Raw genomic sequence first — 24,340 nt, forward strand, 5'->3', positions numbered from 1 at the left:
TTCGGCGCTCGACCGGCGGGTTCGGGACGGCGCGCGGCGCCGCCGTCACCCGGACGGCCACCCGGGACTCACCCCGGCAGCAGCAGGCCGCGCAGCCGGGAGACGTCCCGCATGCGCTCCTCGGCGAGCCGGTCGGCGGTGGCCGCCGGGGGCACGCCGTCGGCCTTTGAGCGGCGCAGGATCTCGAGCGTGGTGTCGAAGATCCGGGCGGCCCGGCCCTTCGCCCGCTCGAAGCTGAAGCCGCCGTCGTGCAGGTGGGCGGCCTCGTCGCCCACCTGGATGACGCCGCCGGCGTTCACCAGGTAGTCCGGGGCGTAGAGCACGCCGCGCTCGGCCAGGATCTTGTCCAGGCCGGGGTGGGCGAGCTGGTTGTTGGCCGCTCCGCAGACGACGGAGGCGCTGAGCGACTCGACCACGGCGTCGTCCAGCGCGCCGCCGAGGGCGCACGGGGCGTAGACATCGAGGTCGAGGGCCAGCAGCTGCTCGGTGGACTCGACCACGCGCACGTCCGGGTGATGGGCGCGGACCCAGTCGAGCGCGGCGGCGTTCACGTCCGTGACCACGATCTCGGCGCGCTCCTCGGTCAGGTGCCCGATCAGGTGGCGGCCGACCTTGCCGACGCCGGCGATGCCGACACGGCGGCCGGTCAGCACGGGCGCGCCCCAGCGCTCCTGGGCACACGCGCGCATCGCCTGGTAGACGCCGAAGGCGGTGAGGATCGAGGAGTCGCCGGCGCCGCCGTTCTCCGGGGAGCGTCCGGTGACGTACGCGCACTCGCGTGCCACCGTGTCCATGTCCGCGACGTAGGTGCCGACGTCGCACGCCGTCAGGTAGCGGCCGTGCAGCGACTGGACGAACCGGCCGTAAGCCCGCAGCAGCGCCTCGCTCTTGTCCTTCGCCGGGTCGCCGATGATCACGGCCTTGCCGCCGCCGAGGTCGAGCCCGGCGAGCGCGTTCTTGTAGGCCATCCCGCGGGCGAGGTTCAGCACGTCGGCGAGGGCCTCGGCCTCGGAGGCGTACGGGTAGAAGCGCGTGCCGCCCAGCGAGGGGCCGAGGGCGGTGGAGTGGATGGCGATGATCGCGCGCAGACCGCTGGGCTCGTCGTGGCAGTAGACGATCTGCTCGGGTCCGCCGGGCGCGAAGTGGGTGTCGGTGCTCATGTCTGAAGGGGTCTCCTCGTCGAGACGTTCCGATGCCTGTGTGCTCCGGTGTGCGGGGGGGTCGGGGGTCTCCCGATCGTCCCTGGGTAAAGGGTAGATCCTCGGCGGTACAAGGGGGCGCAGCGGGTGCTCGTAGGGTCTTCCGTTCTCCGGCAAGATCCAATATCGTTCGGTTTCACGCGGCTGCTGCGGACAGGTCTGCTTAGCGCCGCAGCGCCCACAGCGCCCGGATAGGACCGGGTGCATGACGAAAAGCCACCATGCCGCCACTGTCCGCAATGGGCGGCTCGCGCGCTTCCGTCCGCTTCCAGTGATTTGCCTCTTCTATGTATCGATTTCATAGAGTTCGCGGCCAAGCGGCTCCGGATGGTGTACTTCTAGTTCTTGAACGACAAGCCGTTCGTCCGATTACCGGCACGCCCGACCTTGAACATGACGGCATGACGGACCATCGGGGAGGATCCAGCGATCCGGCCCCCAGCCGGGCCGGGAACCATGGAGATGGAGGAAGCCGCTCATGACCGCGCGCACGCCCGACGCTGAGCCGCTGCTTACCCCGGCCGAGGTGGCCACGATGTTCCGAGTCGACCCGAAGACGGTCACCCGGTGGGCCAAGGCAGGCAAGCTCACGTCGATCCGCACCCTGGGCGGGCACCGCCGCTACCGCGAGGCCGAGGTGCGGGCCCTGCTGGCCGGGATCCCGGCGCAGCGGGAGGCCTGATCCGCTTCGGGACCTTCCCGAACGGAACCGGCGCAGCAGCACGAGGCAAGCCCAGAGGCAACAGCACAGCACCACCCACACACGGCCACCGGATCGGGCCCGGTGGTCGCCGCGCGTCGCCGCACGACGCCTCAAGAGCATGCACGGCCCGCCCCTCGCCGGGGCGGGCCTTCGCGTGTTTCCGCCGGGGCCGGGCATCCGGCTCGGCATCCGACCGGGCAGCACCCGGGCGAAACGGGCTAAACGCCGCTAACATCGAGGCGAGAGGCGAATGAGCCCTCGAAGACCGAGGTCTCGACCACCACCACGCCCGGCGGCCGGAAGGATCCCGACGGCAGATGAAGATCACCCACATTGCGCTGGAGCGGCTGCGGCTGCCGCTGGAGCCGCCGGGCTTCGCACCCGCCTGGGCGGCCGAGCCGTGGCAGGCCTTCGAGACCACGCTCGTGCGCGTCCACACGGATGAGGGGATCACCGGCACCGCCTCGTCGGCCGACCCGATGGACGGCTTCGAGGGCCACCGGCAGCTGTTCCTCGGCACCGACCCGCTCGACATCGTCGCCCAGGTCCGCGCGCTCGAGACGCTGGAGTTCCACGGCGGCTCGTTCCGCCCGCTGGAGGCCGCGTTCTGGGACATCATCGGCCAGGTCACCGGCCAGCCCGTCGCGGTCCTGTTCGGCAACGCGGCCAAGCGGCTGCCCGCCTACGCGTCCACGGCCGGGCTGCGTCCGCCTATCGAACGCGCCGAGGCCGCGGTGGCGATCAAGGAGCGCGGCTTCCGCGCGATGAAGATCCGCATCGACCGAGCGAGCCTGCACGAGGGCGTCGAGACCGTCCGCCGCACCCGGGAGGCCGTGGGCGACGCCTTCGAGATCATGGTCGACCTGGGCCAGTCCTGGCGCACGCCAGGCGGCGCCGGCGCGGCGAGCGACCTGGTCCGCACCCGCAAGATCGTCGCCGAGCTCGGCGAACTCGGCGTCTTCTGGGTGGAGAACCCGCTGCCCTACCCCGACCTCCCCGGCTACAAGCGCCTGCGCGCCGACATCCCCCACGTCCGCATCGCCGCCGGCGGCCTGCACCGCTCCGTCCCGGAACTGCTGCGCTCGCTGGAGCTCGACGCCCTCGACGTCTACCAGATGGACGTCGTCCACGCCGTGGGCATGCTCCGCGCCCGCACCCTAGCCGAACTCGCCCTGCTCAAGCACCGCGACTACACCCCCCGCACCTGGCACGACGGCATCGCCCTGCTGGCGAACCTGCACGTGGCCGCGGGCGTCGGCGGCGGCCCCTTCTTCGAGTTCCCCTACGACCCACCGTTCTGGACCCCGCGACAACGTGACTTCATGCTGGCCCGGGAGATCGATATCGACCCCGATGGGTTTCTGACCGTGCCCCAGATGCCCGGTCTGGGCGTCGAATTGGACGAGGACGCGGTGGCCAGGTACCGAACTTGAGCAACTCGCCGTCCACCTGCACCGATTCCGGATCGGGCACGCAGGAAGCGCCATACTGCACCATCCAGGCCGCGGCGGACGCCGCCGTCGCCGGCGACACAATAGCTCAGGCTCGGGCTACGGCTCGGCGACGCTGGAGCGGATCGATTCCGGGGCAGACGATCTCGAACACGGTGATCGTCCCGGTCGCGGCCGACAGCCGGATCGAGCTCTACAACGGTGCGCCCTGCTGGAGACGAACGAGAGCACGGACATCCCGAGCGACGCCACCTTCGCCGCGAACCTGACGGTCACGGACACGGCGGCGGGCGGGCATCTCACCGCCTTCCCGTTCAACACCTCGGCGGAGCCGAACGTCTCCGCGCTCAACTTCGGCAAGGGCCAGACCGTCGCCGGCTTCGGCCTGTTCGGCTCGCCGACCGGCGACGACGGGATCAACGTGGACAACTGGTCCGACGGGAACGTCGACGTGATCTTCGACGTGTTCGGCTACTTCGCGAGCAGCTGACGCGTCACCGCGTATCAGGGGCCGCGCTCGGGTGGGCGCGGCCCTTCGCGCTTCCATCACCGGTTGAGATAGATCCGTTACCCGACTGGGGAAAATCCGCCGCACCTCGCGGCAGGTTCGAGGTCTACAGTGCGACTAGACGGTCGTCTGCGCCGTCAGGGGATTATGTTCAGAGAGGGTTGGGGCCTCATGCGTTCCACGCGCCGCGCCGCCACGGCCGCGGTTTCAGTCTCATTGGCACTGACGGGAGTCGCGGCCACCGCACACGCGGACTCGACGAACGTGCTCTACGTCAACGGCTCGTCGTCGGCCTGCACCGATTCGGGCACCGGCACCGCGGCCGCGCCCTACTGCACCATCCAGGCCGCGGCGAACGCGGCCGTCGCCGGCGACACGGTCGACATCGCCGCCGGCTCCTACACGGGCCAGGTGGACGTGAAGTCGCAGGGTACCGCGGCCGCGCCGATCGTCTTCCAGCCCGAGGGCGGAAGCGTAGCGATCGAGGACGCCACCGGCCAGACCGGCGCGGCGCTGACGCTCGACGGCGCCCAGTACGTGAGCTTCGAGGGCCAGACCTGGGATACGTTCATCACCTACGGAACCGACGTCACCGGCTCCTCCGACATCACACTCAACAGGATCACCGGCAACTCCTCCGTCATCGTGTCCGGCACCTCGTCGAACGTGACCCTGACGCGGAGCGCCGTCACCGCCGTCCAGATCGGATCGGGGAGCTCCGGCGACGTCATCAGCACAAACTACGTCGTCGATGAGAGCGCGACGGCCGGAATCTCGGTGGCCGGCGCGTCGAACACGGACATCACGTCGAACAACGTCGTGGACGCCGCGTCCTACAGCAACGCGATCTCCGTTACGGGCAGTTCGACCGGCATCTCCATCGAGAACAACATCGTCGCCTACCCGCGCAACATCACGACGCAGGCCGCCGTGGCATCAGTCGAGGTGGACGCCTCCTCGGCGCCGGGAACGACGCTCGACTACAACGTCGTCTACCCCACAGTGAACGGCTCGGCCGTGGTGGCGCAGGTCCCTTACTCGTGGGCCGGCACGGAGTACTCGTCCGCGGCGGCGCTGTCAGCGGCTACCGGCGAAGGTTCGCACGATCTGAACACGAACCCGACGGCCTACCTCTACTCGCACAGCGAGTCCGCACCGCAGATCGACTCGGCCAACAGCAACGCGCCCGGGATGCTGTCCACGGACATCTACGGGAACGCTTGCAGCGTCGATCAGCTGGTCGCGGCGACTGGCGCCGGAACGCCCGACTACTGCTCGCGGGGCGCCTTGCAGGAGCACTACACCACCTCGGTCACCGCGACCGCGACCGCGACGTCCGCGCTGAGTACGGACCTGAGCAGCAGCATCGCGCAGACCGCCTCGTGGCTCAACGGCATCCAGACGGCTGTCACGGCGGCTGCGACACCCCAGGTGTCGTACACGATCAACTGGGGTGACGGGCAGTCGCAGACGGTTCAGGCCTCAAGCACTGCGGCCGCGACCAGCACCGCGCACACCTATGCCAAGAGCGGCACGTACACGATCACGGACACGGCGACCCTCGCCGACGGTTCGACCGAGTCGACCACGACCTCCGTCACGACGGCCGGCTCCGACTTCACATCGCTCACGCCCAAGCGGATCATGGACACCCGCAGCGGCGTCGGCGGCTTCAACGGCTCGATTCCCTCGGGCACCTGCTACGGCCTCAAGGTGGCAGGGGTGGACGGCGTCCCGTCGAACGCGACCGCCGTCGCACTGAACCTGACGGTGACCGGCACGGTGAGCAACGGGCTCTTCTACATCGGCTCGGGCACCGCCTCCAACCTGAACTACAACGCGGGCCAGACCGTGGCCAACAGCGCGATCGTGCCGCTGGACTCGGACGGCGGCATCGCCGTCTGCAGTTCGGGCGACAGCAACGCGAGCGCCGACGCGATCATCGACGTGACCGGCTACTTCAGCCGGGCCACCGGCAACGGCTACCAGCCGACGACGCTGGACCGGATCCTCGACACGCGCTCCGGCACGGGCGCGGCCAAGGCGAAGGTGGCCGCCAAGTCGAGCCTGTCGGTACAGATCACCGGCGAGGACTCGATCCCGGCGGACGCCACAGCCGTCGCGGTGCATGTGACGGAGACGAACGCGACCGGCAGCGGCTACATCGCGGTCGTGCCGGGTGGCACTTCCGGGGTGCCGACGACCTCCAGCCTGAATTACGGCAAGGGCCAGACGGTCTCGAACACGGTGATCGTCCCGGTCTCGGACGGCAAGATCGAGCTCTACAACGGCGCGGTCTCCGGTTCCGTCGACCTGATCGCGGACGTATCGGGCTACTTCGACGGCTCGGCGGCCCAGGCGTTCGTCCCGGTGACCGCGTTCCGCTCGGTGGACACCCGGCAGACCGGGAACGGCCTCGGGAGCGACGGAAGCGAAACCTTCCCGCTGAACTCCGTCCTGGCCACGACACTCGTGGGATTCCCCGCGAACGCGACGGTGGCCGCCAACCTGACGGCGACCGAGGAGACGGCGGGCGGCTCGGTCATCGTCTACCCGGCGGGCACCGCGCAGCCGAACGTCTCCGCGCTCAACTACGGCAAGGGCCTGAACATCGCCTCCTTCGGCCTGTTCACCACGACGGGCGTCGCGGACGCGGTCAACGTCTACAACGACTCGCCGGGCTCGACGCAGCTCGTGGTCGACGTGTTCGGTTACTTCTCAGCGAGCTGATCCGCCGACACACAGCGGGGGCCGCGCTCGCCGAGCGCGGCCCTTCGCGTTGCCGTCGCGGTCCGCCGTCACTCTGCGCAGTCACGCGTTGAGATAGATCCGTTACCCGACCGGGAAATGTCCTGGATATGCAGGGCTCTCACCAGGTCTACAGTGCTGAATGACGGCTGCTTGCGCCGTCGAGGATTTCTCGGGGAGGGTTCTGATGGGTTCTACGCGCCGCGCCACCACGGCCGCGGTGTCCCTGTCGCTCGCGCTGACCGGTGTCGCCGCGACGGCGCACGCAGGCAGCTCGAAGATTTTGTACGTGGACAAGGCGTCGGCGGCCTGCGTCGATTCGGGCACGGGGGCCGGGACCGCCGCCACGCCCTTCTGCACCATCCAGGACGCGGCGAACGTCGTCGCGGCCGGTGACACGGTCGACATCGAGGCGGGCGACTACACCGCCGCCGTCGATGTGACGACCGCGGGCGCCGCCGACGCGCCGATCGTGTTCCAGGCCGTCGACGGTCAGGTCATCATCGGAGGCGGTGTGGGCCTCGAAGGCGCGTCATATGTGACGTTCGAGGGGGCCGAGACCGGTGTCGCCACACAGGAACTGCGCATTTCGAAGGTGACCGTCGACGACTCGTCGCACGACACGTTCGATCGAACCGTGCTCGGCACGAGCGAGGTTACGGGGACGTCGACCGACGCGGCCTTCACCCGCAACTGGGTCCGCGGGTCCCTAACGGTCGATGCGGGCAGTTCCGGCGACGTCATCAGCACGAACTGGTTCGAGGCCGAGACGGGCGCCATCTCGGTCACCGACGCCTCGAACATCGCCATCACCTCGAACAACATCGAGGGGAACTTCCAGACCGTCAACGCCGTCGGCGTCTACGGGGCGTCCACCGGAGTCACGATCGAGAACAACATCGTGACCTATCCGTCTGTGACGACGGGATCGGACGCGGAGATTGCGGTCGACGCCGCTGCGGCGCCGGGCACCACACTCGACTACAACGTCGTGTGGCCGCACCCGGAAGACTCCAGCGTCATCGAGACGGAATACTCCTGGGCGGGCGTCACGTACGCGAGTGCCGCGGCGCTCTACAAGGCCACCGGTCAGGCACAGCACGACATCAATGCGAACCCCGAGCTGTACGGCGGATCGTTCTCCGACGACGACACCGCGCCGCAACTCAACTCGGCGAACAGTTCCGCGCCCGGGATGCTGAGCACCGACATGTACGGCGCTTCCTGCAGCGGTGACCCGGTCGTCGCCGCCAGCGGCGCCGGGACGCCTGCGTATTGCGCGCGTGGTGCGGTCCAGGGGACGTACACGACCGACGTCATTGCGTCGGCAGCGGCGACCGACGCGCTGAGCGTCAGCCTGACCAGTGGCGTGAGTCAGTACATCACCGCAGGCGGAACCACGAGCCGTGAGTACCTGGACGCGACCCCGGTCGTGTCGTACACGGTGAACTGGGGTGACGGGACCACAAAGGCGTACGCGCAGGGCGTCGACCAGGCGTCGCACACGTACGCCAAGATGGGCACCTACACCATCACCGACATGGCCACCCTCACCAACGGCACGACCGCGGTGACCACGACCAGTGTCACGACCGCCGGATCCGGCTTCACCGCATACGGCCCGACGCGGATCCTTGACACGCGCAAGGGCATCGGCGCTGCCAAGGCGAAGCTCGGCGTGGATTCGCGCGTCTACGTCAAGGTCGCTGGGGTCGGTTCGATCCCCAGCGACGTCACTGCAGTGGCCGTGAACCTGACCGCGACCAACACGACCGGCGGCGGCTACGTCGTCGCCGGCGGCGTGGGCACTTACGCGTCCACGTCGAACGTCAACTACGGCAAGGGTCAGACCGTCGCGAACAATGCGATCGTCCCGGTCAACTCCGATGGCACGATCGAACTTGTCAACGAGGGCTCCTCGGGCGACACCATCGACCTGATCGCCGACATCTCCGGGTACTTCACCCAGTCGTCGGGGAACGGGTACACGCCGGTAGCCCTGAAGCGGCTCCTCGACACCCGCAACGGAACCGGAGCGTCGAAGGCGAAGGTCGCCGCGGGCGGGCACGTGTCGCTCACGATTGCCGGAGCCGACTCGATCCCGAGCGGCGTCAAGGCGGTCGCGGTGCACGTGACGGAGACCGACGCCACCGGCGGCGGCTTCATCGCCGCCGAGGCAGACGGCGCCGGTGTGCCGACCACGTCGAGCCTGAACTTCTCAACCGGGCAGACGATCTCCAACACGGTCATCGTCCCGGTCGCGAGCGACGGCAAGATCGAGCTCTACAACGGGGCGGCCTCCGGCTCGGTCGACCTGGTCGCCGATGTCTCCGGCTACTTCTCCGCGAGCTCGACCGAGGCGTACGTGCCGCTCACCGCGGACCGCGTGTTCGACTCCCGTGACCAGGGCGAGCTCTACCCCAACAGCGTCACGGAGCTCTGGCTGGCCGACTGGACCACCGACGACACCGAGAATCTGATCCCGTCCGGCGCGACCGTGATCACCAACATCACGATCACCGGCACGCAGGCTGCCGGATACCTGACCGTGTACCCGGACGAGACCGCGGCTCCCGGGGTATCCGACCTCAACTTCCTCAAGGGGCAGACGGTCGCGAACCTCGGGCTGCTGACCACGACCGGCGCCGAGCAGGGCATCGACGTCGCCAACCACTCGTCCGGCTACGACGAGCTGATCCTCGACGTCGACGGATACTTCGCGAACAGCTGACTCACACACACGAAGGGCCCGCACTCGTCGAGTGCGGGCCCTTCGCCTTGTCCGCCGGGGTCGAGGGTCTCGAGACTCAGCCGAGCAGTTTCCTGATCCGCTTCTCGCTGACCGTGGTCGCCGTGCCGATCTGCTGGGCGAAGAGGCTGACGCGGAACTCCTCGATGAGCCACCGGGCCTGGCGCAGATCGGCGCTGGGGCGGCGGCCGCGGGGTACGCGGCTGAGGGCGTCTTCGTACTCGCGCTGGAGCTGTTGCACCTTGGCGAGGTTCGTCTGGTCGCGGTACGGGTCGTCGTTCATCTTGTCGAGGCGGTAGCCGATCGCGCGCAGGTAGCGCGGGAGGTGGCGCAGCTGCTCGTAGCCGGTCGCCGAGATGAAGCCCTTGGGCAGCAGTTGCGCGAGCTGTGTCTTCACGTCGGTGAGCGAGGGGAGCAGCGCGAGGCTCGCCTTGCCCTTCAGGCGGCGGTCGAGTTCGTGCGCGGCGGCGAGGGTGTCGGCGACGGTGATGAGCGTGTTCTCGGCGATCTCGACGAGGTCGGCGCGTACCTTGTCGCGGAGTGCTGTGAAGCCGGCCTCGTCCCAGCTGGGGCCGCCGTTGCGCTCCATGAGGTAGTCGGCGGCGCAGGCGACGCAGTCCTCGAACAGGAGCGGGACCGGGCCGTAGGGGTTCGTGCCGAGCGCGAGCTTCTGCTTGTTGTCGAGCGCGGCGAGCATGGCCTTGTTCGGCGACGGGATGTTGAGCAGCAGCAGACGGCGCACGCCGAAGTGCATCGCGTCGGCCTGCTCTTCGGGCGTGTCCAGCAGCTTGAGCGCCACGGACTGGCCCTCGTCGACCAGCGCCGGGTACGCCTTCATGGCCACGCCGCGCTGGTGCTGCTCGTAGGTGTGCGCGACGGCGCCGAAGTCCCAGGTCTTCAGGCCGGTCTTCTCGATGTCGTCGGCCGCGTTGGAGAGCGATTCGCGGAGCTTGGGCTTCAGCTTCTCCTTGAGGGTGAGCAGATCCTTGCCCTCGGCGATCTTCCGGTTGCGCTCGTCGACGATGCGGAAGGTCATCGTCAGGTGCTCGGCCAGCCGGCTCAAGTCCCAGTCGTCGCGGTCGAGGTCGCGGGCGCCCATGCGGCGCATCTCGCGTTCCAGGCCGTCGAGCAGCGAGCCGCTGTTGCCGTCGACCCCGTGGGCCGGCAGCTTCTCGAGCAGCGCCTTCGCGTAGTTGGGCGCGGGGACGAAGCTGCGGCGGATCGGCTTGGGCAGCGAGCGGATCAGCTCGGTGACCAGCTCCTCGCGCAGGCCGGGGATCTGCCAGTCGAAGCCGTCCGGCTCGACCTGGTTCAGCACGGCGAGCGGGATGTGCACGGTCACGCCGTCCGCGTCCGCGCCCGGCTCGAACTGGTAGGTGAGCTTGAAGCGCAGCCTGCCCTGCCGCCAGACGTTCGGATACTGCTCCTCGGTGACGGCCGCCGCGTTCTCGTTGACGAGCATCGAGCGCTCGAAGGAGAGCAGGTCGGGCGTCTCCTGCCGGGCCTTCTTCCACCAGGTGTCGAAGTGCCGCGCCGAGGTGCAGTCGGCTCCGACGCGCCGGTCGTAGAAGTCGAACAGCGTCTCGTCGTCCACGACGATGCCGCGCCGGCGGGCCCGGTTCTCGAGCTCCTCGACCTCCTTGAGCAGCTTGCGGTTGTCGTGGAAGAACTGGTGGCGGGTCGTCCATTCGCCGTAGACCAGCGCGTGCCGGATGAACAGCTCGCGGCTGAGCTCGGGGTCGATCTTGCCGTAGTGGACCTTGCGCTGCGCGACGATCGGGATGCCGTAGAGCGTGACCTTCTCGTAGGCCAGCACCGATTCCTCGGCCTTCGACCAGTGCGGTTCGCTGTAGCTGCGCTTGACCAGGTGGCCTGCGAGCTCCTCGATCCACTCGGGCTCGATGCGGGCCGCGACCCGTCCCCACAGCCGGCTCGTCTCCACGAGCTCGGCGGCCATGACCCACCGCGGCGACTTCTTGAACAGCGAGGAGCCCGGGAAGATCGCGAACCGTGCGTTGCGGGCGCCGAGGAATTCGCGCTTCTCCGGGTCGTACATCCCGAGGTGCGAGAGAAGCCCGGAAAGCAGAGCCCTGTGCACAGCCTGTGGATGGGCGGCCGCCGAGTTGGGGACGACGTCGAGGTCGCGGATCGACTGCCGCAGCTGCGCGTGCAGGTCCTGCCACTCGCGGATGCGCAGGTAGTGCAGGAATTCGTTCTTGCACAGCTTGCGGAACTGGTTCGAGGAGAGCTCCTTCTGCTTCTCCTTGATGTAGTCCCAGAGCTTGAGGTACGTCAGGAAGTCCGACTGCGCTTCCTTGTCCACGAAGCGGGCGTGGCTCTGCTGGGCCTGCGCCTGCTTGTCCACCGGCCGCTCGCGCGGATCCTGGATGGAGAGCGCGGCCGTGATGACCAGCACCTCGTTGAGGCAGCCACTGCGATCGGCCTCGATGACCATCCGCGCGAGCCGCGGGTCGACGGGCAGCCGCGCGAGCTTGCGGCCGACAGGGGTGAGCCTGGGCCGCGCCTCGGCGGAGGTGGGTTCGATCGCGCCGAGCTCGTGCAGCAGGTCCAGGCCGTCCTTGATGTTCCGGCGGTCCGGCGGCTCGACGAACGGGAAGCCGGCGACGTCGCCGAGGCCGATGTTCGTCATCTGCAGGATGACCGAGGCCAGGTTCGTGCGCAGGATCTCCGGCTCGGTGAACTCGGGCCGCGCCAGGAAGTCGGCCTCGGAGTAGAGCCGGACGCAGATGCCGTCCGACGTACGTCCGCAGCGGCCCTTGCGCTGGTTGGCCGAGGCCTGCGACACCGGCTCGATCGGCAGCCGCTGCACCTTGAGACGATGGCTGTAGCGGGAGATGCGCGCCGTGCCCGGGTCGATGACGTACTTGATGCCGGGGACGGTCAGCGAGGTCTCGGCCACGTTCGTGGCCAGCACGACGCGTCGCTCGCTGTGCGGCTGGAAGACGCGGTGCTGCTCGGCGCTGGACAGCCGCGCGTAGAGCGGGATGACCTCGGTGCGCCTCAGCTGGAGCTTGTTGAGCGCGTCCGCGGTGTCGCGGATCTCCCGTTCGCCACTGAGGAAGACGAGGATGTCGCCGTCGCCTTCGGCCTGCAGCTCGCCGACGGCGTCGCAGATCGCCTGCACCTGGTCGCGGTCCGGATCGCCATCCGGATCGTCGAGGTCGACGATGGGCCGGTAGCGCACCTCGACGGGATACGTGCGGCCGGAGACCTCGACGATCGGCGCGGGCTCGCCCGCGGCGTCGGCGAAGTGGGCGGCGAAGCGCTCGGGGTCGATCGTGGCCGAGGTGATGACGACCTTGAGGTCGGGCCGGCGCGGGAGCAGCTGCTTGAGATAGCCGAGGATGAAGTCGATGTTGAGGCTGCGCTCGTGCGCCTCGTCGATGATCAGCGTGTCGTACTGGAGCAGGTCGCGGTCGTGCTGCAGTTCGGCGAGCAGGATGCCGTCGGTCATCAGCTTGACCAGCGTGTCCGAGCCGCCCTTGTCGGTGAACCGGACCTTGTAGCCGACGACGGCGCCGATCTCGGTCTTCAGCTCGTGGGCGATCCGTTCGGCGACGGTGCGCGCGGCGAGCCTTCGTGGCTGGGTGTGCCCGATGACCCCGCGTACGCCGCGGCCGAGCTCCAGGCAGATCTTCGGGATCTGCGTCGTCTTGCCCGAGCCGGTCTCGCCCGCGACGATCACGACCTGGTTGTCCCGGATCGCCGCGAGGATCTCCGCCCGCTTCGCGCTGACCGGCAGGTTCTCCGGGTACTCCAGTGCGGGCACCGCGGAGGTGCGCGCCTGCAGCCGGCCCAGGGCCGTGTCGATCTGCGCCGAGATCTCGGCGGCGATGGCCGCGGCGGCCTCGGGCTTGCGTACCCGGCGCGCGCCGTCTATCCGACGGCGCAGCCGCGCCGCGTCGCGTGGGGGCAGCTCGTCGAGACGGGGGCGCAGGTCGTCGAGAGTGGTGGGTCCGTGAGCGCACATGACGTCACCAGCATAGGTGGCCGGGGCCCCGGATCGCTCCAGGTTATCCGCTTCTTGCAAATGAAAACGGTTTTCACTAGCCTTAAGGAGCGATGCCGGTTAAAATGATGTTCATTCTCAGCCTTTGGGGGCTTTCGACGTGTCCGACACAGCCGTTCCGCAATCACGCCGACGGATCTTGGCAGGCCTCACCGCGATCGGCGCGGTGACGCTGGCCGCATCGGCGTGCGCAACGACAGCGCCGGGGAGCGCGTCACGCTCCACCGGCACCGCGAAGATCGTCGTGGTCGCGGCGGAGAACTTCTGGGGCTCGATCGCCGCGCAACTCGGCGGTTCGAAGGTCGCCGAGACCTCGATCATCACCAACCCGGACACCGACCCGCACTCCTACGAGGCGACTGCCGCCGATGCCCGGACCATCGCGGGCGCGCAGCTGTTCATCCAGAACGGGATCGGTTATGACTCCTCCTGGGCGCCCGGCCTGGTCTCGGCGAATCCGAACTCCTCGCGCACCGTGCTGACCGTCGGCGACGTGCTCGGCCTCAAGGACGGCGACAACCCTCACCAGTGGTACTCCCACGCGAGCGTCTACAAGGTCATCGACGCCATCACCGCCGAGTACCAGAAGATCGACCCCGCCGACGCGTCCTACTTCGCGCAGCAGAAGACGGCCTTCGAGGACAGCGCGCTCGCCCAGTACAACCAGCTCGAGACGACGATCAAGGCGAAGTACGCCGGCACTCCCATCGGCGCCTCGGAATCCATCGTCTCCCCGCTCGCCGACAGCCTAGGGCTCGACATGCTCACGCCGTACTCCTTCCTCAAGGACATCAGCGAGGGCACCGACCCGACGTCGGCCGACAAGGCGGCGATCGACCGGCAGATCAGGAATAAGCAGATCGAGGTCTACGTCTACAACTCGCAGAACTCGACTCCGGACATCCAAGCCCAGGTCAAGCTCGCACAGCAGGAAGGCATCCCGGTCACGACGGTGACCGAGACGCTCTCCCCGGCCGGCGACAGCTTCCAGGAGTGGATGGTCGGCCAGCTCCAGGACCTGGAATCGGCCCTGGCCAAGGCGACGGGACACTGAGGACCATGATCGACGACGCTGTTCTCTCCCTGCGCGACGCGGCCGTGTCGGTGGGCGGGCGCCTGCTGTGGAGCGGCGTGGACCTGAGCGTGCGCCCCGGCGAGTTCGTGGCCGTGCTCGGCCCGAACGGCGTCGGCAAGTCGACGATGATCAAGGTGCTGCTGGGCACGCTGCCGGCTGCCGCGGGCAGTGTGACCGTGCTCGGCGAGCGGCCCGGCGCGGCCGGCGAGCAGATCGGATACCTGCCGCAGCGGCGGAACTTCGACGGCTCGCTGCGGATCCGCGGCGTGGACGTGGTGCGCCTCGGCCTGGACGGCGACCGCTGGGGCGTGCCACTGCCGTTCGCCCGCCGGTTCAGCTCGGGCCGCCGGATCGCGGACGAGCGCGTACGCGAGGTCATCGACCTCGTCGGCGCCTCGGCGTACGCGCACCGGCCGATAGGCGAGTGCTCCGGCGGCGAACAGCAGCGGCTGCTGATCGCGCAGGCGCTCGTGCGCAGGCCGCGACTGCTGCTGCTCGACGAGCCGTTGGACTCGCTGGACCTGCCGAACCAGGCCGGGATCGCCGCGCTGATCCACCGCATCTGCGTACAGGAGCAGGTCGCCGTGGTGATGGTGGCGCACGACGTGAACCCGATCCTCAGCTACCTGAACCGCGTCGTGTACATCGTCAGCGGCGGTGCGGCCTCCGGCCCGGCCAGCGAGGTGATCACCACCGAGACGCTGACCCGGCTGTACGGCACGCCGGTCGAGGTGCTGCGCGCGGCCGATGGCCGGCTCGTCGTGGTCGGCGGCCCCGAGGCTCCCGCGCTGCACAGCGATCGTCACGCGGATCACCACTCCCACGAACACGGCGACCGCCACGAGGCACTCCGGTGAACCCTGGATTCACGTGGAACATCATCACCGACGTGCAGTGGATGTGGTCGCTGCCGTCGATGGTCAACGCCTTCCGCGCCGGGCTCGCGGTCGCGATCCTGGCCGGGGTGATCGGCTGGTTCATGGTGCTGCGGCGGCAGAGTTTCGCCGGGCACTCGATCGCGGTGACCGGATTCCCGGGCGCGGCCGCGGCCGTGTACCTGGGCCTGAGCGCGACGGTCGGCTACTTCGGATTCTGCATCGGCTCGGCGCTGGTGATCGCGCTGCTGGCGCGCGGCAGTGGAACAGGTGTCGGCGAACGCGCGCACTCCTCGGCGCTCATCGCCGTCGTGCAGGCCTTCGCGCTCGCCCTCGGCGCCGTCTTCCTCGACCTCTACGGCGGATTCCTCAGCAGCACATCGGCATTCCTGTTCGGCAACTTCCTCGGCATCACCGACGAGGATGTGCTGACGCTCGTAGCCGTCGCCGTCGTGGTCCTGCTGGCAATGGCCGTGATCGGGCGCCGCCTGCTGTTCGCCTCCGTCGATCCCGCGGTCGCTGCCGCGCGCGGAGTCCCCGTCCGCGCCCTCAGCGTGCTGTACCTGGTGCTGCTCGGCGCGACCGTGGCCGAGGTCTCCAAGTTCACCGGCTCGCTGCTCGTCTTCGCGCTGCTCGTGATGCCCGCCGCGACGGCCCAGGTGATCACGGCCCGCCCGGGCCTCAGCCTGCTGTACACGGTCGTCATCGGTGTGCTCGTCACCTGGTTCGGGCTGGCGTGGGCCTATTTCGGCAACCAGGCCACCGGTTTCACGATCACCTCGCTCGCGTTCGCCTGCTACGTACTCGCGTACGCCGCGAAGTCCGTGCGCCGCACACTCCGGCAGGGCCGGCCGGGCCGGCTGGAGGTGGCGTGAGCGTGTTCCACGACTCGTACATGACGACGGCGCTCGTCGCTGGCACCGGTATCGCCCTCGCCTGCGGCCTCGTCGGCTACTTCCTCGTGCTGCGCGCTCAGGTCTTCACCGGCGACGCGCTGTCCCACGTCGCGTTCACCGGAGCGCTCGCGGCCCTGGCGTTCGGCATCGACCTGCGCGTGGGCCTGTTCGCGGCATGCGTGCTGATCGCGGTCCTGTTCGGCGCGTTGGGACGACGAGGTCGTGCGGACGACGTCGTGATCGGCAACGTCTTCGCCTGGGTGCTCGGCCTCGGCGTGTTCTTCATGACGCTGTACACGACGAACCAGTCCGGCTCCTCGAACTCGAGCGGCAACCAGACCGTCAACGTGCTGTTCGGCTCGATCCTCGGCATCTCCTCCGGCCAGGCGGTCACCGCACTCGTGATCGGCATCGCCGTCTCCCTCGTCCTCCTGCTGATCGCGCGTCCCCTGCTGTTCGCGACGCTGGACGAGGCCGTGGCCGCCGCGCGCGGAGTGCCCGTGCGCCTGCTCGGGTACACGTTCCTGGTGCTGATCGGGATCACGGCGGGCGAGGCCAGCCAGGCCGTCGGCTCGATGCTGCTGCTCGGCCTGCTCGCCGCCCCGGCCGGAACCGCGCTGCTCGTCACGGACCGGCCCTTCGTCGGACTGGCCGTCTCGGCGGTGCTCGGCGTATTCGATGTCTGGGTTGGCCTGACCCTGTCCTACTTCGTGCCGGACACGCCAACGAGCTTCTGGATCATGGCTGTCGCCGCGGCGACGTACGCTTGTGCCGTGGCATATTCGCGGATGGCCCGACGGCGGCGACGGCCGGGCGTGACAGCGGCAGCGTCGTGAGCACCGACGCGGCGGACGACTACCTGCTGCGGCACCTCGAGGAAGCCGGCGTCGACCTCGGCGGCACCGTCGTCGTCCTCGGCGACCGCACCGGCGAACTGCTCGCCGCGCTCCCGATGAAGGACGGGCGTCCGGTGCTGATAACCGACTCGTACCTGGCCATGGAGGCCGCGCGGGCCAGAGTCGGCGACGCGGCGACGCTGCTCAGCACGCAAGACGAGCCCCCGGCCCGCATCGACGTGCTGCTGATCCGCGTCCCCAAGATCCTCGCCCTGTTGGAGGATCAGCTCCACAGGCTGGCCCCCCGCTTGCACGAGGGCTCGGTCGTCGTCGGCACCGGCAAGGCCACCGAGATCCACACCTCGACGCTGAACCTCCTGACGCAGCTGGTCGGCCCGACCAGGACCTCCCTGGCGGTCCGCAAGGCCCGCCTCATCTTCACCGAGCCCGACGTCGCCCGAATCCACGCCGATTCCGCCAATCCGTGGCCGCTTACGTATCCCCTACCCGCGGACAGAAAGCTCGGCCCGATCGCCGGACACGAGGTGACCAACCACGCCGGCGTCTTCTGCGCCGACCGCCTCGACATCGGCACCCGATTCTTCCTGCAGTACCTCCCAGTCACCCACGGCGGCGACCACATCGTCGACCTAGGCTGCGGCAACGGCGTCGTAGGAACCGCCGCCGCACTGGCGAATCCGACCGCGCAACTGACTTTCCTCGACGAGTCGTACCAGGCTGTCGCCTCGGCGAGGGCTACCTACGAGGCCAACATCGCCGACCCCGGCAACGCCCGCTTCGTCGTCGGCGACGCGATGTCCCCCGTCGAAGACGCGAGCGCCGACCTAGTCCTGAACAACCCGCCCTTCCACACCCACCGCGCCACGACCGACCTCGTAGCCTGGCGCATGTTCACCGGCGCACGCCGCGCCCTGCGCCCCGGCGGCCAACTATGGGTCGTCGGCAACCGCCACCTCGGCTACCACGTGAAGCTGCGCAAGATCTTCGGCAACTGCGAAACCGTCGCGGGCAGCCCGAAGTTCGTGATCCTGCGTTCTGTCAGATGAGACTGCTTTGATGGAGCGATGGAGCCCCCTGTCATCCGCTTCACTGTAGACACGCCGCTGCCTTCCGGCCGCATGCGCGTCGCGGCCACGGCACACGGCGTGATCTGGGCCGCGTTCCACGAGAACGACACGGAGCAGATGCCCGAAGGCCTCGACCTCGCCGATCCCGCCGCGGTCGACGCCGACCGCCGCGCCCGCGCCGTCACCCAACGCCTAGCCGCCTACTTCGCCGGTCAATGGCGCAAGCCCAGTTTCGAGCTGCCGATCGACTGGTCACTGACCTCGAACCTGCAGCGCAAAGTCCTGCACTATCTCGACGCCACGGTTCCCTTCGGCGCAACCATCACCTACGGCGCACTCGCCGAACGCTGCGCCGGCTTCGATCCGGAAATGGCCCGCAGCGGCCAAGCAGCCCGCCTCGTCGGCACCATCATGGCCACCACCCCGATCGCCATCCTCATCCCCGCCCACCGCGTCGTCGCCGCCGACGGCCTAGGCGGCTTCGGCAGCGGGCCCGACGCCCTGCCCACCAAACGCTGGCTGCTCACCCTTGAGGGCTGCATCCCACCGACCCTGGATTGGGACGGACCCGAGGTCTAACCTGCGCTTGGCAATCACCCGACGCGATGATGACACCGACCGGAAGCCGGTGACACCGACGGGACACCTGGCGGCTGGCCACACCTTGATCCCTTCGACTCTGCCAGAAGATTGATTAGCCTTCGCCCCTCATGTACCGTCACAAAGGACTTACGTTCTCAGAACGCGCTTGGGGAGATCGCGCGCCGAAGGGGTTACCTTGACTGACGAAGCCCGTCCGACGAGCGCGCCGAAGGCTACGGCACGTCCCGCCTCAAGCCGCGAGACGAAGCGGAGAAGGCGGTTGGCGCTGGTCGCCGCAGTCGTCCTGGTCATCCTGATCGGCGGGGCGGCGTTCGCGATATTCGGTCGCGGCGGCACGAACACCCCCGCCTCGTCGGCACCCGCGTACCACCTGCCCCAGAAGGTCAGTGACCTCTCCCTCATCGAAGAACCGGACTCCTACCCGGTCTGGCGCACCTACCCTGCGGTGCTGCCGAAGAACACCGCCACGTTCTCGACCTTCAGCGGGTCATATTCCGATCCTGGCGGGGCCGGCGTAGCCGTCGACGGCATCTACGCGGTATCCCATGGCGCCGTGGGCGGCAAGCTCACCGACGACCCGGCCACCCTGGCCGAGAACACGCTGAACACGATCGACCTGGGCACGGCCTCGCCCGACGAATTCTCGGTCGGCAGCAGCTCCACCGCCGACCTGAAATGCGCAACGCTCGTCGGCAACGCCGGCAACGTCGACTGCGTCTGGGCCGACAACGGCGTCGAGTACGTCTTCTCCTTCAACAGCCTGCCGGACGAGGAGAAGGACGCCGACTACGCCAAGGCGATCGCGCTGGCCACCACCCACTGACAACGCGTAGGGAATACAGGCAAACACGAGGCTTGTAGAGCCGGGCAAACTGTCGCAGCTCCTCACATACCCCACGAACATTGATATTCTGAATCACCAGTTGCGTAGGGCTGAACCGAGCCCTCAGAGGGCGACCGGCAAGAGCTCCAGGTCAAGCCGGGTTCGGGATGCGATGCTGCTTACGGTGCGGGCTTCGCGCCTACGGCCCAGCGCCCGCAACGTGACAGCGAGATTGTTCGCTATGGCAGCGTTGTCGGGGTGATCACCCCCGAGCGCGGCTGCCATATGGTCGAGTGCTCGGCGCTCGAGGCGCTCGGCGTCACTGAGCCGCCCGGCGTGGACGAGGCAGTTTGCGAGATTGGCCATGGCCACGCACGTATTCGGGTGCCCGATTCCAAGACGTCCGGTGAGCCCCTCGACGACTCGTTCGAGCTGCGCCAGCGCCGCGTCGGGATTCCCGGCACGACGCTCGTAGACTGCGACATTGTTGACGCCTGCCAAAGTGCTGGGGTGGTCCGCACCGAAGCGAGCCTCGAACCCGGAGACGGCCTCACGCGCGATCTGCACAGCTCTGCAGTCGTTGACACGACCATTAGCCGATAGTGCAGCGGCCAGAGCCAATCCACACAGCAGCGCGCCGGGGTGATAAGGATCGTAGTTCCCGGCATAGTGCGTGCGTGTCTGCTGTGCCAACGCGAGGGCCTCAGCAGTCCTGTCCGCCTTGTTGAGTGCCCATACGAGCAGCGTCGCCACGCTCAGAGTGCGCGGTCTTGCGAGACCGATCGACTCGACGAGGCCGGCCATGCTCTCGGTAAGGATCTGCACGGCCTCCTCCCGTATGCCCATCACGAGGAGTTCAAGGCCTACTTGCGCCTGGGAGTGCAGGGTGTCCGGATGCTGTCCGCCGAGCACGGCGCGACGTCGGACGAATGTGTCTTCATCAATCTGCCGCGCCCTGGCGTAGTTGCCGACCAGGAAGTGGGAGAGGGCAAGGTTGTTGGCCTCGGAAAGCGTCCGTGGGTGGTCGGCGCCAAGTACTGTCACCGAGTCGGCGTACGTGCTCTGATCCAGCTTCAGAGCGCCGTTGAAGTCTCCAAGTGCGCGAAGATCACCGCCGAGCATGATCGAGGAAACGATGATATCGGGGTGACGTTCCGGTAGTAGTTCTCGCTGACGGCTGAGCGTCGCGGTGTCGAGTTCGTAGGCCTCGCGCAGATTGCCCTCGATGCGAAGCGTGGTCGCCATCTCTGTCTGCAGCGCGAGCAGCTGCCGATTGAGTTCGAGCGTCTGCTCACCCAGCACGAGCTCGTCTTCCTGGAGTCGCGCCGACCATCGGTCGGCAATCGGGCGGGCATATCCCAGGGCCCTTTGATATTCGCCGTTACGCCAGAGGAAGCGGACGCGATCGATCATCAGCTCACGGACTTCTGGCTCGTCACAAGACTCTGCCATCGAGGGGGCCAGGTGGTGCCAGATCTGCGCGTAGCGCGGCCAGGCCTCGGGGTTATCGATCTGGCCCGGCCCGGGACGAGCGGCGTAGAGGATGCGGTGGACGGCATGTACTGTCTCGTCGAACGCAGCCCCTTCCAATTGCGCACGCACCGCGCCTTGAACAAGGCGGTGGATGCGCAATTCGTTCGAGTCGGCGCGCAGCAGCGAGTACCGGACTGCCGCCCGCACGAGAGTGCCGACTGCGATCGAGTCATTCACCCGCTCGTCGAATCTGCGCAGCTCGTCGATGGCCGCCTTCGAGTAGAACAGCTCGGTAGCGATCCCATCGGGGCTCATGAACGAGGCCAGTTCGAGCAGGTGGGCCGCCGCTGGCTCGTATTCACGGAGCCGCTTGAGGCTGAGGCTCCAGACGGCAGCGACCGGAAGTGCATATCCCAGCGGCCGTTCGAGCGAGAGCACACGCATCGTCTCCCTGGCCAGAGCCTCAATGTACTTGTCAACAGGCGTACCCGTCGTCGCGAGCCACGCTGTGGCGCTCTCAACAGCCAGCGGCAAGTCACCAAGAAGCTCGGCAATCGACGAGGCGGCCTCCGGCGCAAGACTCCGCACTCCGCAGGTCAGCCGGGCAACGCTCTCACTTCGGGTGAACACGTCCACCTCGAGGGTGGCAGCGACCGAGGCCCATGTCTGATCGCGCGAGGTGATCAGAAGGTGGCCATGTGCTGCCGGCTCGGGCAGATACGCGAGCACGTCATCGGGCTCCGCCGCGTTGTCGAAGATCAGCAGCCAACGCCGATACGGCTCGCCACGCCTCAGCGCCTCCCTAGCTTGCCGCGCATCGTCCGGAGTCTTTCCAGTGGACGCGAGTCCCATCGCCTCTGCCAGTCGGGCGAGAGAGACGTCCACGAGTTCGAGTTGCTCCGTGTCGATCCACCACACCACGTCATAGTCCGCCTTGAACCGATGCGCATACTCCAGGGCAACTTGGGTCTTACCGACCCCGCCGAGCCCCCGCAGCGCGATCGGCAGAATCACCGTGCGCAGTCCACCAAGCAGTTGCTGGTGCAGTTCTGCCAGAACCGCGTCGCGCCCGGTGAAATGGACGTTGCGCCCGGGAACACTCCATACGTCGGGGGTGCGGCTCTGCGCCTGTGACGAACTCTCCGGAGTGGCGACAGCGCCCTCCTCAAGAAGCTCGCGCAGCTCATCCGCTTGCCGCGCGGACAGGCCGAGCGCCGCGATGAACGCATCGAGCAGTTCGGCGTTCGGCAGTTGCTCACCGCGCTCGACGTGACTGACTTGCCTGGGGTGGACGACCAACCGGGCAGCCAGCTCGGTCTGGGACAGGCCGACGGCAAGCCGATGCCCGCGCAGCCGGGCCCCTATGGCCGACGCTCTGGGCGTCGGTTCACGGCGTTCGACCGCGGCGCGTCGCTCCCGGTCATTCCATGGTTCGTTCGCGGGACCCGATTTTCCCGGCGTCATCGACCTCACCCTCCTTCGATGGGCGCATTCCGGCTGGCCATCTCGTCGTTAGATCACTGCGAATCGAGTGCAGCGACGCCCCTTCGAGAACCGCGGTCGACAGATCACAGCCGCGGAGATCCGCGTGGGCGAGATCCGCGCCCGACAAGTCCGCGCCGGAGAGATCCGCGTCGCGGAGATCGGCGTGAGTGAGGTCGGCGCGCAGCAGCCTGGCCCCACCCGCGTCGGCCCCACGCAGCGCGACACCACCGAGTTTCGCGTCGTCCGCGACGGCCCATTCCAGCACCGCCCGGTTGAGATTCGCACCGGTCAGTCGTGCACCGATCAGCGAGGCGCGGCTGAGGTCAGCATCGTCGAGTTTCGCGCCGACCAGATCAGCCCCGCTCAGATCCACTCCCGCGAGCTGCGACCCGACGAGATCGGCCCCGATCAACCGCGCGCCGGCCAGGGCTCCCTCGGCAAGCCATCCGCGGGCGTCCAGCTCCAGCAGCGCTCGGCCCGCCACAGTGTGGTCAGAACTCGCGCACTCCCGGACCAGTTGCCGCCGCCGCTCCTCATCCTCTCGGAGCCTGGCGGACCGGTCGATCACCAGGACAACAATCGCAGCGCCGACCAAATCGGCACCTGAGTTGGGATAGACCTCGAAGACGAATTCCTTCGGCCACCAGCTCCGCGGATAGTTGTAGCCCGCGATCAGAACCCCCAGCCCGGCGAGCGCGCAGACGACGCCCACTCGCGTCGCCGACCAGGGTCGGCGCCGTCGTGTCTTCAAGGCATCCCCCACCGGCAGGCGTCTATCTTGTTCTTCCCCTCCAGAGCCATACATCCCCCTCTTCGCAGACAGACGCTCTGGCGAGTGTAAACAGAGCGCTGAGACGAATCGAGTGGATCGTGACGCATTTTGCGGATCAGCGCGATACCCGAGCGCCGTCGGCGCGACGTCACGCGCCTGCGCTGAACACGGTCTCGACGGGGGTGGTCAATGCGAAAGCCCGGTGGTCATTTCGCTGATCACCGGGCTTCGTATGTCTGGAGCGGGTGACGGGAATCGAACCCGCGCTGTCAGCTTGGGAAGCTGATGTTCTACCATTGAACTACACCCGCACGACCACTCACCGTCACCGACGGTGGGGGTGCTGCCCGCTCAGGCTACCAGATCTGCGCGGCGGTTTGGGAGGCTGGGCGGTGGGGCGATACGGTCGTTGGCGTGTTGCTCTCAGATAAGGACCTGCGCGCGGAGATCGCCTCGGGGCGGGTGCGGATCGAGCCGTTCGAGGATGCGATGGTGCAGCCGTCGTCGATCGATGTGCGGCTGGACCGGTTCTTCCGCGTGTTCGAGAACCACCGGTATCCGCACATCGATCCGGCGGAGGAACAGCCGGAGCTGACGCGGCTGATCGAGCCGGAGAAGGGTGAGCCGTTCATCCTGCATCCGGGCGAGTTCGTGCTGGGGTCGACGTACGAGCTGGTGACGCTGCCGGATGACGTGGCCTCGCGGTTGGAGGGCAAGTCGAGCCTGGGGCGGCTCGGGCTGCTCACGCACTCGACGGCCGGGTTCATCGATCCGGGGTTCTCGGGGCACGTGACGCTGGAGCTGTCCAACGTCGCGACGCTGCCGATCAAGCTGTGGCCGGGGATGAAGATCGGGCAGCTGTGCATGTTCCGGCTCTCCTCGCCCGCGGAAAACCCGTACGGCTCCACGGCGGCCGGCTCGCGGTACCAGGGGCAGCGGGGGCCGACGCCGTCGCGCTCGTACCTGAACTTCCACCGCACCGAGATCTGAGCCGCGGCACTCGCCAATCACGTTCACAGGGGGGAA

At 68.1% G+C, this 24,340-nt stretch carries 16 protein-coding genes and 1 tRNA gene; 12 read left to right on the top strand and 5 right to left on the bottom strand.

Annotated elements, in window-relative coordinates; translation table 11 throughout:
* Positions 1–68 precede the first annotated feature (68 nt).
* On the bottom strand, positions 69–1,160 hold the full coding sequence (locus KDK95_RS00370) for a Glu/Leu/Phe/Val family dehydrogenase (RefSeq protein ID WP_212515898.1): 1,092 nt from the start codon (positions 1,158–1,160) through the stop codon (positions 69–71).
* Positions 1,161–1,677: 517 nt separating this feature from the next.
* On the opposite strand from KDK95_RS00370, the gene bldC reads away from it, so the two are divergent.
* From bldC to KDK95_RS00390, 4 genes are all read left to right on the top strand, one after another.
* On the top strand, positions 1,678–1,881 hold the full coding sequence (bldC, locus tag KDK95_RS00375; RefSeq protein WP_212515899.1) for a developmental transcriptional regulator BldC: 204 nt from the start codon (positions 1,678–1,680) through the stop codon (positions 1,879–1,881).
* Positions 1,882–2,219: 338 nt separating this feature from the next.
* Positions 2,220–3,335 carry a mandelate racemase/muconate lactonizing enzyme family protein gene (locus KDK95_RS00380; RefSeq protein ID WP_212515900.1) on the top strand — a complete coding sequence of 372 codons (1,116 nt, stop codon included), beginning with the start codon at positions 2,220–2,222 and terminating at the stop codon, positions 3,333–3,335.
* 697 nt (positions 3,336–4,032) lie between these two features.
* Positions 4,033–6,591 (top strand): beta strand repeat-containing protein, encoded by a 2,559-nt coding sequence (locus tag KDK95_RS00385; protein ID WP_212515901.1) that lies wholly within the window; start codon positions 4,033–4,035, stop codon positions 6,589–6,591.
* A 205-nt stretch (positions 6,592–6,796) separates the two neighbouring features.
* Positions 6,797–9,340 carry a right-handed parallel beta-helix repeat-containing protein gene (locus KDK95_RS00390; RefSeq protein WP_212515902.1) on the top strand — a complete coding sequence of 848 codons (2,544 nt, stop codon included), beginning with the start codon at positions 6,797–6,799 and terminating at the stop codon, positions 9,338–9,340.
* Between the two features lie 76 nt (positions 9,341–9,416).
* On the opposite strand, the gene hrpA is transcribed toward KDK95_RS00390, so the two are convergent.
* Complete coding sequence (gene hrpA / locus KDK95_RS00395; RefSeq protein ID WP_212515903.1) at positions 9,417–13,349, bottom strand: ATP-dependent RNA helicase HrpA; 3,933 nt, start codon at positions 13,347–13,349, stop codon at positions 9,417–9,419.
* 175 nt (positions 13,350–13,524) lie between these two features.
* Here hrpA and KDK95_RS00400 point away from each other — a divergent pair, with 175 nt between their 5' ends.
* The 7 genes from KDK95_RS00400 (at position 13,525) to KDK95_RS00425 (ending at position 19,584) form a co-directional block, all read left to right on the top strand.
* Complete coding sequence (locus tag KDK95_RS00400) at positions 13,525–14,442, top strand: metal ABC transporter solute-binding protein, Zn/Mn family (protein ID WP_212515985.1); 918 nt, start codon at positions 13,525–13,527, stop codon at positions 14,440–14,442.
* A gap of 5 nt (positions 14,443–14,447) precedes the next feature.
* Positions 14,448–15,320 carry a metal ABC transporter ATP-binding protein gene (locus KDK95_RS00405; RefSeq protein ID WP_212515904.1) on the top strand — a complete coding sequence of 291 codons (873 nt, stop codon included), beginning with the start codon at positions 14,448–14,450 and terminating at the stop codon, positions 15,318–15,320.
* Positions 15,317–16,213, top strand: coding sequence for a metal ABC transporter permease (locus KDK95_RS00410; protein ID WP_307844024.1), 897 nt, complete (start codon positions 15,317–15,319; stop codon positions 16,211–16,213). Before KDK95_RS00405 ends, KDK95_RS00410 begins: the two co-directional genes overlap by 4 nt.
* Positions 16,210–17,070, top strand: coding sequence for a metal ABC transporter permease (locus KDK95_RS35370; protein ID WP_307844025.1), 861 nt, complete (start codon positions 16,210–16,212; stop codon positions 17,068–17,070). Before KDK95_RS00410 ends, KDK95_RS35370 begins: the two co-directional genes overlap by 4 nt.
* Positions 17,067–18,137, top strand: coding sequence for a methyltransferase (locus KDK95_RS35375; protein WP_307844026.1), 1,071 nt, complete (start codon positions 17,067–17,069; stop codon positions 18,135–18,137). Before KDK95_RS35370 ends, KDK95_RS35375 begins: the two co-directional genes overlap by 4 nt.
* Before the next feature lie 18 nt (positions 18,138–18,155).
* Positions 18,156–18,737, top strand: coding sequence for a methylated-DNA--[protein]-cysteine S-methyltransferase (locus KDK95_RS00420; protein WP_212515906.1), 582 nt, complete (start codon positions 18,156–18,158; stop codon positions 18,735–18,737).
* Positions 18,738–18,936: 199 nt separating this feature from the next.
* On the top strand, positions 18,937–19,584 hold the full coding sequence (locus KDK95_RS00425; protein WP_212515907.1) for a hypothetical protein: 648 nt from the start codon (positions 18,937–18,939) through the stop codon (positions 19,582–19,584).
* A 123-nt stretch (positions 19,585–19,707) separates the two neighbouring features.
* Here KDK95_RS00425 and fxsT read toward each other — a convergent pair whose 3' ends face one another.
* From fxsT to KDK95_RS00440, 3 genes are all read right to left on the bottom strand, one after another.
* Complete coding sequence (gene fxsT, locus KDK95_RS00430) at positions 19,708–22,521, bottom strand: FxSxx-COOH system tetratricopeptide repeat protein (RefSeq protein ID WP_212515908.1); 2,814 nt, start codon at positions 22,519–22,521, stop codon at positions 19,708–19,710.
* Positions 22,478–23,254, bottom strand: a complete 777-nt coding sequence (locus KDK95_RS00435) for a pentapeptide repeat-containing protein (RefSeq protein ID WP_212515909.1) — start codon at positions 23,252–23,254, stop codon at positions 22,478–22,480. The genes fxsT and KDK95_RS00435 overlap by 44 nt, the downstream gene beginning before the upstream one ends.
* Positions 23,255–23,551: 297 nt before the next feature.
* A tRNA-Gly gene (locus tag KDK95_RS00440) sits at positions 23,552–23,625 on the bottom strand.
* Between the two features lie 103 nt (positions 23,626–23,728).
* Between KDK95_RS00440 and dcd the strand changes: the two genes are divergently transcribed.
* Positions 23,729–24,304 (top strand): dCTP deaminase, encoded by a 576-nt coding sequence (gene dcd / locus KDK95_RS00445; RefSeq protein ID WP_212515910.1) that lies wholly within the window; start codon positions 23,729–23,731, stop codon positions 24,302–24,304.
* Positions 24,305–24,340 lie beyond the last annotated feature (36 nt).

It is taken from the genome of Actinospica acidithermotolerans (genome assembly GCF_018139625.1).
Lineage (GTDB): Bacteria > Actinomycetota > Actinomycetes > Streptomycetales > Catenulisporaceae > Actinospica > Actinospica acidithermotolerans.